The organism is Streptomyces sp. NPDC048584, from assembly GCF_043199595.1.
In the GTDB taxonomy this organism is placed as follows: domain Bacteria; phylum Actinomycetota; class Actinomycetes; order Streptomycetales; family Streptomycetaceae; genus Streptomyces; species Streptomyces edwardsiae.
In genome coordinates, this window is the sequence record NZ_JBICWF010000003.1 from 323,342 (window position 1) to 336,666 (window position 13,325).

At 71.2% G+C, this 13,325-nt stretch carries 10 protein-coding genes; 6 read left to right on the plus strand and 4 right to left on the minus strand.

The window, feature by feature from the left end; all coding sequences use genetic code 11:
- The first annotated feature begins 155 nt into the window (after positions 1–155).
- Positions 156–2,750 (plus strand): MXAN_6230/SCO0854 family RING domain-containing protein, encoded by a 2,595-nt coding sequence (locus ACGFR9_RS09395; protein ID WP_393204686.1) that lies wholly within the window; start codon positions 156–158, stop codon positions 2,748–2,750.
- 166 nt (positions 2,751–2,916) lie between these two features.
- Here ACGFR9_RS09395 and gap read toward each other — a convergent pair whose 3' ends face one another.
- From gap to ACGFR9_RS09410, 3 genes are all read right to left on the minus strand, one after another.
- Positions 2,917–3,915: a type I glyceraldehyde-3-phosphate dehydrogenase gene (gap, locus tag ACGFR9_RS09400; protein ID WP_393204689.1), complete on the minus strand. Its 999-nt coding sequence runs from the start codon at positions 3,913–3,915 to the stop codon at positions 2,917–2,919.
- A 111-nt stretch (positions 3,916–4,026) separates the two neighbouring features.
- Positions 4,027–4,989, minus strand: a complete 963-nt coding sequence (locus ACGFR9_RS09405) for a GlxA family transcriptional regulator (RefSeq protein ID WP_393204692.1) — start codon at positions 4,987–4,989, stop codon at positions 4,027–4,029.
- Positions 4,990–5,014: 25 nt separating this feature from the next.
- On the minus strand, positions 5,015–5,794 hold the full coding sequence (locus ACGFR9_RS09410; RefSeq protein WP_393204695.1) for an SDR family NAD(P)-dependent oxidoreductase: 780 nt from the start codon (positions 5,792–5,794) through the stop codon (positions 5,015–5,017).
- A 71-nt stretch (positions 5,795–5,865) separates the two neighbouring features.
- Here ACGFR9_RS09410 and ACGFR9_RS09415 point away from each other — a divergent pair, with 71 nt between their 5' ends.
- The 5 genes from ACGFR9_RS09415 to ACGFR9_RS09435 all read left to right on the plus strand — a co-directional run bounded on the left by ACGFR9_RS09415 (position 5,866) and on the right by ACGFR9_RS09435 (position 12,685).
- On the plus strand, positions 5,866–6,702 hold the full coding sequence (locus ACGFR9_RS09415; RefSeq protein WP_393204698.1) for a hypothetical protein: 837 nt from the start codon (positions 5,866–5,868) through the stop codon (positions 6,700–6,702).
- A 334-nt stretch (positions 6,703–7,036) separates the two neighbouring features.
- Positions 7,037–9,349 (plus strand): SDR family oxidoreductase, encoded by a 2,313-nt coding sequence (locus ACGFR9_RS09420; RefSeq protein WP_393204701.1) that lies wholly within the window; start codon positions 7,037–7,039, stop codon positions 9,347–9,349.
- Entirely contained in the window at positions 9,349–10,155 is an 807-nt protein-coding gene (locus ACGFR9_RS09425) for a ferritin-like domain-containing protein (RefSeq protein WP_393204704.1), read from the plus strand. Before ACGFR9_RS09420 ends, ACGFR9_RS09425 begins: the two co-directional genes overlap by 1 nt.
- A 122-nt stretch (positions 10,156–10,277) precedes the next feature.
- Positions 10,278–10,997 carry a lysophospholipid acyltransferase family protein gene (locus ACGFR9_RS09430; protein WP_393204707.1) on the plus strand — a complete coding sequence of 240 codons (720 nt, stop codon included), beginning with the start codon at positions 10,278–10,280 and terminating at the stop codon, positions 10,995–10,997.
- Positions 10,994–12,685, plus strand: a complete 1,692-nt coding sequence (locus ACGFR9_RS09435; RefSeq protein ID WP_393204710.1) for an FAD-binding oxidoreductase — start codon at positions 10,994–10,996, stop codon at positions 12,683–12,685. Before ACGFR9_RS09430 ends, ACGFR9_RS09435 begins: the two co-directional genes overlap by 4 nt.
- Before the next feature lie 59 nt (positions 12,686–12,744).
- Here the strand turns inward: ACGFR9_RS09435 and ACGFR9_RS09440 are convergent, their stop codons facing one another.
- Complete coding sequence (locus tag ACGFR9_RS09440) at positions 12,745–13,275, minus strand: hypothetical protein (RefSeq protein ID WP_393204713.1); 531 nt, start codon at positions 13,273–13,275, stop codon at positions 12,745–12,747.
- Positions 13,276–13,325 lie beyond the last annotated feature (50 nt).

Consider the following 13,325-nt stretch of genomic DNA (forward strand, 5'->3'; position numbering starts at 1 on the left):
GGTTATTCGGTTGGCGCCCGCCCGCGCATGTGGTGGGATCAGGGGCAACGGGGGCGGCTCCCCGACGCGCATCCTTCTCACTCTCTCGAAAAGACCCGGCGCGTCCACTCTCCGCCCCCGTTCTCCCGTCCCTGGGCCAGAGTGAGGAGTCCCTGTTGTCCGCCGCCGAGTCCGTACTGCTGCGCCGCGTCCAGACCGTGTACGTCGACGTGACATCGCCGGTGTCCGGTGCGGGAACGGGACCGGCACTGCGCCGGATCGAGGCCGAACTCCTCGGTCGTGGTCACCTCCTCACTCCCGGCCTGCTCACGGCACTCGGCTCGTTGGCTCCCAAGCAGCTCGCGGCGGCGCACGCACGCGTGGTCGGCCTCGTCGACGACCTGCTCGGCTCCGACCGCAGCCACGTCCCGCTCTTCCGCCGCTTCCCGTACACCGTGCCGCGCGACACCGAAGCACTGTACGTCGACCGGATCTTCGCATTCCTGCTGCAACAGCCGGAGCAGCCCTGCGTGCTGTGCGGCGAGGCGCGCACGGTGTTCCCCGTCTCGCCCTGCGCCCACCTGGTGTGCCGGCTGTGCTGGGACGGATCCGATCACAGTGGCTGTCCCGTCTGCCACCGGCGGATCGACGCGGACGACCCCTTCCTGCGGCCCGTCCGTGCCGTCGGCGCCGCCAAGCCGCCGGTCCCCGGCCCGCTGCGCCTGCTGCGTCTGGGCACCGACCGGTCCGCCGACGCCACCGCCGTGGTCGACGCCCTGCTGGCCCGCCGCACCCCGCTCTCCCCGCAGGACCGCGACGACCTGCTGACACTGCTGCCCCTCGCCCCGGCCGGCCGGGGCCTGCTGCCGCGCGACATCCCCGTCCGGGAGACCAAGGCGATGGTGCTGGGCGCCCTGGTGAGCGAGGCACCGCAGGGCCTGTCACGGCGGAAACTGCTCGCCGAGCGGCTCACCACGGCCACCGACGTCCTGCGGCTGCTCACCGTGCTCTCCGGCGGCGACGCCGGACTGGTGACACCGCCGCGCCTCACCAGCCCGCCCCGCGCCCTGCGCGGCGAACTCCTCGCCGTCCTGGACGGGTTGCCGACGCCGTACCTCGTGGAGGACGTACTCCGGCACCCCACGGCATGGAAGCGGGCCGCCGAGATCCTGCACCCCTTCGAGCGGCATGCCCGGCACCCGCGTGCCGCCCTCGCCTTCGCGGTGCTGCGCGGCACCGCGGTGGACCCCGGCACCACCTTCGGCGCCGCCCTGCTCGAGACGGCCGCCGAGCACCCGGACGCCGTCCGTGTGGACGGCACCCGGATCCGCCCGGCCACCTGGGCCGGACGACTGGAGGAGAAGCTGGCCGGGGCGGACGCGCGAGGGGCCGCCGCCCTCGCCGGCGAACGGCCCGGCGAACTCGTGCGGCGCCTCGACCAGTTGCTCCGCCTGCACACCGACGACTCCCTCGATCCCGAGCTGGAGAAGGCCCTGGTGCGCGGGCTGCCGAAGGTGGGCCCCGGCCCGCTGCTGTCGGCGCTCGGAGCGCTGCGGGTACGGGCCGAGGACCGTACCGGCCGCCGCCGCGTGTTCTTCCCGCGCGGGGAGGTCACCCGGGCCCTGACCGTCCCGGAGCGACGGGCCCCGCTGCCCGCGGAGCTGGTGGCGGCGGCGGTCGCCCTGCTGAGGGCCGAGGTGCTGCGCCGGTTCGCCGCCGGGGAGCGGTACGAGCTGTCGGTACTGGATGCCGCTCTGAGCGACCTCACCGTGCCGTTCACCGAGCGGTCCACGGCGAGGGCCCTGGTCGCGGTCCCCAGGGGCAGTTGGCAGACCCTGCCCGAGGGAGAGGTGCTGCGACTGTTCCTGCACTGGACCGAACCGCGCGGCAACCGTACGGACCTCGATCTCTCCGTCGCGTTCTTCGACGCCGAGTGGACGTTCACCGGCCTGTGTGACTACACGAACCTGGTGCATGGCACGGACGCCGCCGTCCACTCCGGCGATCTCACCTCCGCACCGGCCCCGCACGGTGCCACCGAGTACGTGGACCTGGACCTGGAGCGGCTGGCGGAGCGCGGGGACGTGTACGCCGTACCGCTGGTGTTCAGCTTCAACAACGTGCCGTTCGAGGAACTGCGGGACGCGTTCGCGGGTTTCATGGCGCTGCCCGCGCAGGGCGTGCGGGGCTCCTCCTACGATCCGCGTACGGTCCGCCAGCGCTTCGACCTGGCCGGTGACTCGCGGGTGTGCCTGCCGGCGATCGTCGAGCTGGGCCGTCGCCGGATGCTGTGGACGGACACCCATCTGCCGTCCATGGGCGGCTTCCAGAGCGTCGGGTCGCACGGCGGCGGCGCGCTGGCCGCGGTGGCCCGGGACCTGTGGGACCAGTTCGGCTCCGGCAGCCGCACCACGCTCTGGGACCTCGCGGTGTGGCGGGCGACGGCGCGCTCCGCCGAGGTGGCCGTGACGTCCCGGGAGCCGGAGCCCGTACTGCTGAGGTACCGGCGGCGGCCGGACGAGGACGCGGCGGCGTTCGCGGCTCGGGTGTCCTCCATGGAGGACAGCGAGGAGTACCTGTCGCACCCCGACCCTGACGCGGCGGCGGCCGAACTCGCCGCCGGCAGACGGGTGTTCCTGGCGACGGTGCACGGAACCATCGGCCCGGCGCACGCCTCGGGCACCCTCTACCGGCTGTTCCCCGGCCCCGGCGACGCCACGGAGACCTTCGACCGGGTCACGGCCGGGGACCTGGTCGCCGAACTCGGCTGAGCCGGCACCGCCGGCAGTTGTGATGCCGTTTCTCCCGCTGCCCGCCGTCGTGTCCGGCACGACGAGCGGGCGCGTTCCGGTCCCTCGGCCGACCCGGCGGTCGACGCGTACAGCCACGCCCTCACGTACGGGTCGGCCCCGAGGGCCCCCTCGACCGCCGCTCCGGTCAGCGCGAGGCGAGGAGTTCCAGCGTGTCGATGACGCGGTTCGAGAAGCCCCACTCGTTGTCGTACCAGGCGACGACCTTGATGTGACGGCCGTCGACGCGGGTGAGGGCCGAGTCGAAGATGGACGACGCCGGGTTGCCCGTGATGTCGGACGACACCAGCGGATCCTCCGAGTACTCGAGGACACCGGCCAGCGGGCCGTCGGCCGCAGTGCGGTACGCCGCCAGGACGTCGTCGCGCGTCACGTCGCGGGCCACGGTCGCGTTGAGCTCGACGATCGAACCCACCGGAACGGGCACCCGGATCGAGTCACCCGACAGCTTCCCGTCGAGGTTCGGCAGCACGAGACCGATCGCCTTCGCGGCGCCCGTCGTGGTCGGCACGATGTTGACGCCGGCCGCACGGGCCCGGCGTGCGTCGCGGTGCGGACCGTCCTGGAGGTTCTGTTCCTGCGTGTACGCGTGCACAGTCGTCATGAACGCGTGCTCGATGCCCGCGAGTTCGTCCAGCACCGCGGCCAGCGGCGCGAGCGCGTTGGTCGTGCACGAGGCGTTCGAGACGATGGTGTGCACGGCGGGGTCGTACGTGTCGCTGTTGACCCCGTACGCGAGCGTGACGTCGGCACCGTCCGACGGCGCGCCGACGAGCACCCTTTTCGCGCCGGCGTCGAGGTGGGCACGGGCCGCCTTGGCCGATGTGAACCGGCCGGTCGCCTCGAGCACGATGTCCACGCCGAGCTCCGCCCAGGGCAACTGCGCCGGCTCGCGCTCGGCCAGCACCTTGATACGACGGCCGTCCACGACGAGGACGTCCCCGTCGACGGTCACCGGGCGGCCGAGGCGGCCGGCCGTGGTGTCGTAGGCGAGCAGCCGGGCGAGGGTGGCGGGCTCCGTCAGGTCGTTGACGGCGACGATCTCGAGGTCACTGTCGCGTTCCAGCAGTGCGCGCAGCACATTGCGTCCGATGCGGCCGAATCCGTTGATCGCGATGCGGGTCATGAGTGGTGTCCTTTCGGTTCCCCACCAGAGTCGCGTGCGGCGGCCACCCGGCACAGCGGCGCGATCGCCACGGTTCGAAAGGATCGCGCCACGGGCCTCGCGACGTATGTGTCAGGGCTCCTCACCCCGGGCGAAGGTGCGTCGGTACTCGCTCGGTGTGGTGCCGAGGATGCGCTGGAAGTGCAGCCGCAGATTGGCTCCGGTGCCGAGGCCGACGTCGGCGGCGATCTGCTCGACGCTCAGCCGTGACCGTTCCAGCAGTTCGCGGGCGCTGTCGAGGCGGGCCCGCATCACCCACTGCATCGGCGTGTACCCCGTGTCGTCAAGGAAGCGCCGCGAGAAGGTGCGCGGTGAGACCGCCGCGTGCCGGGCGAGTGTCTCCAGGGTGAGCGGCTCGCCGAGGCGGCGCAGCGCCCACTCGCGGGTGGCGGCGAACCGCTCACCGAGCGGCTCGGGCACACTGCGCGGCACGTACTGCGCCTGGCCGCCGCTGCGGTAGGGGGCGGCGACGAGGCGCCGGGCCGCGTGGTTGGACGCGGCCACCCCGAGATCGCCGCGCAGCATGTGCAGACACAGGTCGATGCCGGACGCGGCACCGGCCGACGTGAGCACGCTGCCCTCGTCCACGAACAGGACGTTCTCGTCGACCCGCACGAGGGGGTGCTTCGCCGCCAGCGCCCGCGTGTAGTGCCAGTGCGTTGTGGCCCGCCTGCCGTCGAGCAGTCCCGTGGCGGCGAGCGCGAAGGCGCCTGTCGAGATGGCGGCGAGCCGCGTGCCCCGCGCATGCGCGTCGATCAGCGCGTCCACGACGGCTCCCGGCGGATCCTCACGGTCGGGGAAGCGGTAACCGGGGATGAAGACGGTGTCGGCCCATTCGAGCGCGTCCAGGCCGTGCGCGACGGCGTACGACAGTCCGTCGCCCCCGGTCACGAGACCGGGCGCCGCCCCGCACACCCGCACCTCGTACGGCATGCTCGCCCGGGTCGTGAACACCTGCGCGGGAATACCGACATCGAGCGGCTTCGCGCCCTCGAGCACCAGGACGGCGACACGGCGACGACGGGAGGCTGACACGGGAGAAGGTTACGTGAGAGCGCACTCAGCGCCGGCGACCGTCGCTCCGGCCGGACGAGATCCTCCGTGAGATCCACCGCACCGTGCTACGCGGCAGATGACGGGTGAACCAGATGAGCACCCGGTACCGCAGGCTGGGCATAGAGATGACCCGCCCCCGGCGCACATCGCGCAGGCCCGTCTCCACCAGCCGGTCGGCGTCGAGCCAGAGGAAGCCCGGAATGCTCGACGAGCGGATCCCGGCCCGCTCGTGGAACTCGGTGCGGACCCAGCCCGGACAGAGCGCCGTCACGGTGACACCCGTTCCGTGCAACTCGTTCGCCAGGCCCTCCGTGAGCGTGGTCACGAAGGCCTTGACCGCCGAGTAGCTGCCCATCGTCACATGACCGGCCGTGCTCGACACATTGACGATGGCGCCCGCTCCCCGGTCCCGCATGGCCCGCGCCGCGGCACCGGAGAGGACGAGCACCGTGCGCCCCATCACCTCCAGCGCCCGGTCGTGCACCGTGGTATCCGGCGATGCCAACGGTGCGTGCACACCGAAACCAGCGTTGTTCACGAGCATGTCGACCGGACGGCCGGAATCCTCCAGCCGGGCGGCGACACGTTCGACGTCCGTACGGTCGGACAGATCCGCGGGGAGGACCTCCACGGTACGGCCACGCGCCCCGAGTTCGACCGCCATACGGTCGAGCCGGTCCCTGTCGCGCGCGACCAGGACGAGATCCCAGCCCCGGTCCGCCAGCGCGCGCGCGAACGCGGCCCCGATGCCCGACGTACCACCTGTCACAAGTGCGACTCCCATGCTGTCTACGATAGTGCCAACCTTCCCCACTGTTGGGCCGAGCCTTCCGCCCGTCCCCCGGAGGCGCACACATGTACCCACAGGACGGCCCGGCGAGCTTCGACATACGTGAGTTCGCCCGTACGGCACAGGGCAGCCGCCGCTCCGCGATCGACCTCGCGTCCCTGGTGGAGGAGCCGATGGGCGCCGACTCGGCACGTCTCCTGCGCGCGCTGCGGGACAGCGAACGGGCCACGCTGCACCGGATGCGCGACCTCCTTGTCACCGCCACGCACAAGGACGCCCGCATCACAGCGTTTCTCACCACATGGATGTTCGAGAGGTACTGGATCGCCGATGCCCTTGACACGGTGCTGGACGCCTCACCCGCCGCCCGGAACCTTCCCGCCACCGTGGGACCGGCCCGACGGGTCCGGGCGGAGCGCCGTGAGCGCCGCGGCCCGATCAGACGTTCCGTCGTCGCCGGCATCACCGGTACGCGGATCGTCGCCGAACACATGACGACCGGTCTGGTGGACGAGTGGATCGGCCAGGCCGCCTATCGGCGTCTCGCGGGGGCGTCCCCGGCCATGGAGTCGATCGTCGACCCCCTGATCGAGACCAAGAAGCGCCACATCCGCTTCCTCGCCGAGGAGGCGGAGCGCCTGCTCACCCACTCCGTACGCGCCCAGCGCGTCACCCGTCGCGCTCTCCGGCGTACGGCCTGGCCACTCGGTGCGGTCGACCGGTCCCACCACGAGCGCGCCTTCTTCGAACGCCAGGTCTTCGGCGACGGGGACGGACGGGCACAGGCACGCCGCATACGCGACCGGATCGCCGCCCTCCCCGGCATCGGCGCCGGGGTGGCGGCCACCGTGGAGTCGAGGCTGCTTCCGGCGCCGCACGGCGGGAAGTCCGGAGCGGACTGAGGCGTATCCACGGGACCGGTCAGGGAGTTGTCACAGATACGCGCGGTGTCTTGTCACCAGGGTCGAGTGAAGTGAACTGGCGGAAGATTCCCGGCGTACCGTGAGAAATCGGATGCAAGCGATCATGGTGCCCGTGTTCGGGTGCCCAGGCGAGGAGGGAACGTGCCGGATCCCGACGGTTCGGACGGAACACCATGTGCCACTGTCTGACCTCGCGCTTCTGTACCACGGGCCGGCCCGCCGCGGTCCCGTCCCGGACCGTGCCGGGCTCCGCCCCCGCGCTCTTCGGCATCACACCCGGTGCCGTGTCCACCATGGAATCGAGGCCCCTTTCGTGATACTGCAGAGCGCGAAGTCCGAACTCGGCGAGGCGCACGTCCTGCTGACCGGCGCGACCGGATTCGTCGGCCAGGCCGTCCTGGAGCGACTGCTCCGCGACCACCCCGCCACGCACATCCGGCTTCTCGTACGCGGAAAGGGCAGTCAGAGCGGACAGGACCGTCTCCGGCACCTGCTGCGCAAGCCGGTGTTCGACCGCTGGCGCGACGAGGTGGGCGCCGAGGAGGCGGGCCGTATCGTCCGCGAACGGGTCACCGTGCTGGACGGCAGCCTCACCGACCTGCCCGAACTGCCCTCCCGCCTCGATGTCGTCATCCACTCGGCGTCCACGGTCTCCTTCGACCCGCCCATCCACGAGGCCTTCGACACCAACGTCAACGGCGCCGTGAACCTCTACGAGGCCCTGCGCGCCGCCGGATCGGACCCGCACGTCGTCCACGTGTCGACCTGCTACGTCGGAGGGCTGCGGCGCGGCGTCGTGTCCGAGGCCAGGCTCGACCACGACGCCGACTGGCGCGCCGAATGGAGCGCCGCGACGAAGGCCCACGAGGGCGTCGAACTCGCTTCGCGAGAACCCGAGATGCTGGAGCGGTTCATCTCCCGCGCACGCGGCAGCCACGGCAAGGAGGGCCCGATCGCGGCGGCCCGCGCCAGTGAGAGCGCCCGGCGCGAGTGGGTCCGCTCCCGGCTCGTCGACGCCGGCCGGCGCCGCGCCCAGAGCCTGGGCTGGACCGACGTCTACACCCTGACGAAGGCGCTTGCCGAACGGGCCGCCGAACAGCTGTGGGGCGAGGCCGGACACCGGCTGTCCGTGGTCCGCCCGGCGGTCATCGAGAGCGCCCTGGAGCACCCCTTCCCGGGCTGGATCGACGGTTTCAAGGTCGCCGACCCGCTGATCTTCGCCTACGGCCGTGGGGAGTTGCCGGAGTTCCCCGGACTGCCCGACTCGATCCTCGACGTCATCCCCGTCGACTTCGTCGTCAACGCCATCCTCGCCGCGGCGGCCAACCCGGGGCCCGCCGACGAGCCCCGGTACTTCCACATCGCCTCGGGCGCGTCGAACCCGCTGCCGTTCCACCGCATGTACGAGAACGTACGCGACTACTACACCCAGAACCCGCTGCCCAAGGGCGACGGTTTCGTCAAGGTGCCGACCTGGAAGTTCGCGGGCGAGGGCAGATTCAACCGGGGTCTCGCACTGGCGGAGAGACGGGCCGACCTCCAGGAGGCCGCCCTGCGGCTGCTGCCGAACAACGAGCGCAGACACGCCCTGGCGGCACAGACCGCCAAACTGCGCGCCGGCGTGGCCACCCTGCGCAACTTCACCGACCTCTACCGGGCGTACGCGCGCACCGAGATCGTCTTCGACGACCGCAACTGCCGGGCGCTCAACGACGCCCTCCCCGCCGGGGTGCGCGAGGACCGGGGCTTCGACGTGGAGCGCATCGACTGGGAGGAGTACCTGCAGAAGGTGCACCTCCCCGCGCTCGACGAACTGACCGCCGCCCACCGCCGGCGCAAGGCCGCGGCCGCGGCCTCCCGCGTCCGGCCGAAGCGCGAACTGCCCCGGCGCACGGACGTGCTCGCCGTCTTCGACCTCGAACGGACCGTCGTCGACTCCAACATCGTCGAGCAGTACCTGTGGGTGCGCTCCTGCGGCGTCCGCGGGACCGCCTGGCCCAGAGAGGCCGTGGACCTGCTCACCTCGGTGCCCGGCTATCTGCGCGCCGAGAAGCGCGACCGCGGCGAGTTCATCCGGGCCTTCCTGCGCCGCTACCGCGGTATGCCCCTGACTCGTCTGGAGAGCGCGGCGGGGCGGGGCTACGCCGACACGATGCTGCGGCACACCAGCGCGGAGGCCGTGGCACGAGTCCTCGAGCACCGCGCGGCCGGTCATCGCACCGTTCTGGTGACCGGCTCCATCGCCCTGCTCGCCGCACCGCTCGCCGGACTGTTCGACGAGGTCGTCGGCAGCTCCATGCACACGCGGGACGGGACGCTCACCGGCTACCTCGCCAAGCCGCCGCTGGTCGACGAGGCGAGGGCCGCCTGGCTCCAGCGGTACGCCGAGCGGGGCGGCTACGACCTCACGGCGTCCTACGGCTACGGCGACAGTCACTCCGACCTGTCCTGGCTGGCACTGCTGGGCCGGCCCTCGGCGGTCAACCCCGACGCCGGACTGGCCCGCGAGGCCCACAGCAGGAGCTGGGACGTCCACCGCTGGAGGAGAGGCGGTGCGGCGGCCCGCCGCGAGGTCATCGCGGCGCGGGCGGCACTTCCGGCACCCACCGACGAGACGAGCGGCTGATGGCCTTCGACATCGACAAATACACGAAGAACTCCACCGGCGTGCAGTGGGCCGACCTCGACTTCGACGCGTTCGAGCGCGACCCGCTGCCCGAGTCGACCCTGCGCACCCTGCGCTACATGTGCGACATCGAATATCACACGGTCTGCTATCTGCGGGATCTGCTGACGACCCCGTCCCACAACGAACCCGCGGTGGGCGCCTTCATGACGATGTGGAACCGTGAGGAGTTCTGGCACGGGGAGGCGCTCGCCGCCGTACTCGAACGGCACGGTGTCCGCGTCGACTTCGACGAGCTGAAGGCGACCCGCCTCAAGCTCGGCTGGAAGGACCGGCTCGGCACGGTGAAGCAGACGGTGACGAGCCGGCTCGTCGGCCACGACTTCGTCGCCGTGCACATGGCGTGGGGCGCGGCCAACGAGTGGTCGGCGACCGCCGCCTACCACAGGCTCGCGGCGCTGGAGAGGCATCCGGTGCTCGCACCGCTGCTGAAGCGCATCGCGCAGCAGGAGACCAAGCACGTCGCGTTCTACGCGTCCCAGGCCCGGGAACGGCTCGAGGCGAGCAGGAAGGCCCGGATCGTGGCCCGGCTGGCGCTCGAGAAGGCCTGGGGGCCGGTGGGTTCGGGTGTCATGCCGGAGAGCGAGGTCACCCATGTGATGACGCATCTCTTCGCCGGGGCCGAGGGCCGCAAACTCGTCCGCGACATCGACGCGCACATAGCGAAGCTTCCGGGCATGGAAGGGCTGCGCATAGTCGAGACGTCCATGGACCGGCGCGGAATCTCCTCCGGAGACACCGTGTGACAACGGAGGGTACGACGCCGTACGGCCCACCCGACCGTGACTCACCCCGAAGGACGAGGAAGAACCGCAGCTCCGGGCCCCTCTGCGCGCCCCGCGGCCCTCGGCGGAACGAACGGAACACCATGCGCGACCGGTACACCTCACGCTCACACGCCGCGGCACGTTTCGTCGCGCAGCGGGGGCTGCTGAAAGCTGTCGTCTGGAACGTGACCAGGGTCACCGTATCCGGACGCGAGTGTCTGAAGGACGTCAGGGGCGGCGCCTTCGTGGTGGTCGCCAATCACAGCTCGCACCTCGACACACCGCTCATCATGGGCGCGTTGCCCCGCCCGCTGGCACGCCATCTCGCCGTGGGCGCCGCCGCCGACTACTTCTTCGACGTGTGGTGGCGACGCGGCCTCACCGCGCTGTTCTGCAACGCCTTCCCGGTCGACCGCACCGGAACCAACCCGCGCCGCGTGAGCGCCAAGTCACTGCTCCACCGGCGGGTGCCGATCCTGATCTTCCCCGAGGGGACACGCTCACGCGACGGATCGCTCGGCGCGTTCAAGCCGGGGGCCGCGGCGCTCGCCTCGTCGGCCGGGCTGCCGGTGCTCCCCGTGGCGGTGATCGGCGCCTACGCGGCCCACCCACGTGGAGCGAACTGGCCCAGGAAGGGCCGGCCGCCGGTCGGTGTCGCCTTCGGTCACCCCCTCATCGCCCATCCGGGGGAGTCGACACACGAGTTCACCGCACGCATCCGCGCGGCCGTGGTCAAGCTCCTGGAGGAGAACACCGAGCGCGTTCTCGGCCCGGCCCCCGCCCCGTCCCACGTACCGACAACCGAAGGAGAACGTCCGTGACCGCTCCCGCCAGCGCAGCCGGCACCGTCGATGTGAAGCACATGAAGTGGTGGGGCTGGGGCGTCGAGGGCGTCGGCTTCCACCACGAGGACAAGCCGGCGTTCGCACCGTTCGTGGAGAAGGCCATCGGCCTGGATCTGCGGCAGGCCGCGAGCACCGCGCGTCCCGACTTCGCGGACCTGAAGGTCCCGGATTCGCGGGCGCCGGAGAAGTTCGTCGACGCCCTCGGCGAGATCGTCGGCGACGGGAACGTGGCCGTCGACGACATGGCGCGCATCGTCCACACCTACGGCAAGAGCCTGCGCGACCTGGTCCGTGTCCGGGCCGGTGAGATCGCCCGCACGCCGGACGTGGTCGTCTATCCGGCCGACGAGGCGGAGGTCCGGGCAGTCGTCGACACGGCCGTCGACCTGGACGCCGTGATCATCCCGTTCGGCGGTGGCAGCAACATCGCGGGCAGTCTCGAACCGCACGCCGACGAGGACCGGGTGGTCGTCTCGCTCGACCTCGGGCGGCTCCGCCGGGTGCTGGACATCGACACGGACTCCGGTACGGCACGCATCCAGGCGGGAGCGCTCGGGCCCGACCTGGAGGCCCAGCTGAACGAGGCAGGGTGGACCCTGGGCCACTTCCCCGACTCGTTCACCCACTCGACGCTGGGCGGATGGGTGGCCACACGCTCGTCCGGCATGCAGTCGGACAAGTACGGCGACATCGCGGACATCGTCAGGGGGCTGCGTGTCGTACGGCCCGGCGGCGTCCTGGTGATCCGGCCCGTGCCGAGCGCGTCGACCGGACCGAGCGTACGGGAGATGGTCGTCGGCTCGGAGGGCCGTCTCGGTGTCATCACCGAGGTCACCGCGCAGGTCCACCGGCTCCCCGAGAAGCGGGACATCTACGCCTACTTCTTCAAGAACCTCGACCACGGCCTCGCCGCGATGCGGGAGATCGCCGAGAGCGACGCCGCGCCCTCGGTCACCCGTATCTCCGACGCCAACGAGACGGGCTTCTCCCTGGCGACCGGCAAGGAGGCCAAGGGCATCGCCAAGACGGCCCAGGCCGGCCTCATGGCCTTCCTGAGGAAGCGCGGCTGGAACCTGGACGAGATGTGCCTGTCCTTCATCGGGTTCGAGGGCGGCGCGGCGCACGCGAAGCGGCAGAAGGCGATCGTCGACCGGATCGTACGCGGACACCACGGTCTCGGCGTCGGCAAGGGTCCCGGCGCGCTGTACGACCAGAAGAAGTTCGACACGCCCTACATCCGGGACTTCCTGCTCGACCGCGGTGCCGCGGGCGATGTCAGCGAGACCGCCGCTCCCTGGTCGAAGCTGCGGCAGGTGCACGCGGAGGCGTACCGGGCGGCCCATGACGCTTTCGGGAGGATCGGCCGCCGAGGCTGGATCATGTCCCACCTCTCCCACTCGTACCACTCCGGCGCCTGCCTCTACTTCACCTTCGCGTTCGTCTTCGGCGACGATCCGCTCGGTGAGTACGACACCGTCAAGCGCGCGATCCAGCAGGCGTTCATCGACGCGGGCGGCACACTCTCGCACCACCACGGCGTGGGCCTGGAACACGCGCCCTGGCTGGAGCAGGACATCTCCCCGCAGGGCGTCACGGTCCTCTCCGGCCTCCTCGCCGCCGCGGACCCGGGCGGCAACTTCAACCCCCGCAAGATCGTCGTCTGAACGGGGACCGCGGGAATCGGGCAGCGCCTCCCGGGCGCTGCCCGCGCCGGGCCCTCGAGTCAGCTCGGGCGGCGCCAAGCGACGCCCAGCGCGCCGCACACGCCCTCAGGGTCCGGAAACGGCGCCTCCTCTCCCACCGCTTTGTCGAACCACGTCAACGGGTTGAAGATGTATCCGGTGAAGAGAACCCAGAATCCGCCCGAACCGTCGCCGTCGTTGTCGACGTCCAGTTTCACGCTTTCCCGCCAGGCGTGGTCCATGCACGAGGACACCTGGCCATGCTCGTCCAGGGCCGCGTAGCAGGTCGCGAGCAAGTACGTGAGCTCCCAGAGCCGGTGCATCTCCCACTCGTACTTGTGGGGCCGTATATAGCCCTTGTAGCGCTGTGCGCTCATCTGCGCGACCTGACTGCTGATGGCCCCTTCCAGGTGCGTGGCCGCGGAGTGGATGAACGAGTCCGGCGAGTTCGCGCTCCTGGCGCGTTCGAGTGCCAGGTTCGCGGCGTCCATGCCGGCCGCCGAGAGGGCCCGTGACATCGCGGTGTGGGTGATCACCCTGCGCACGGTGTTGCCCTGGGCCAGAAGGCTCATTACCTCAGCGAAAGGCATGATTCCCCCCGATTCGTGATTCGTCGGTCGAT

Excerpts from the sequence above, each read along its gene's own strand:
- ACGFR9_RS09440 (WP_393204713.1), bottom strand. The coding sequence starts at position 13,275 with ATGAGCCTTCTGGCCCAGGGCAACACCGTGCGCAGGGTGATCACCCAC.
- gap (WP_393204689.1), bottom strand. The coding sequence starts at position 3,915 with ATGACCCGCATCGCGATCAACGGATTCGGCCGCATCGGACGCAATGTG.
- ACGFR9_RS09415 (WP_393204698.1), top strand. The coding sequence starts at position 5,866 with ATGTACCCACAGGACGGCCCGGCGAGCTTCGACATACGTGAGTTCGCC.
- ACGFR9_RS09430 (WP_393204707.1), top strand. The coding sequence starts at position 10,278 with ATGCGCGACCGGTACACCTCACGCTCACACGCCGCGGCACGTTTCGTC.
- ACGFR9_RS09425 (WP_393204704.1), top strand. The coding sequence starts at position 9,349 with ATGGCCTTCGACATCGACAAATACACGAAGAACTCCACCGGCGTGCAG.
- ACGFR9_RS09410 (WP_393204695.1), bottom strand. The coding sequence starts at position 5,794 with ATGGGAGTCGCACTTGTGACAGGTGGTACGTCGGGCATCGGGGCCGCG.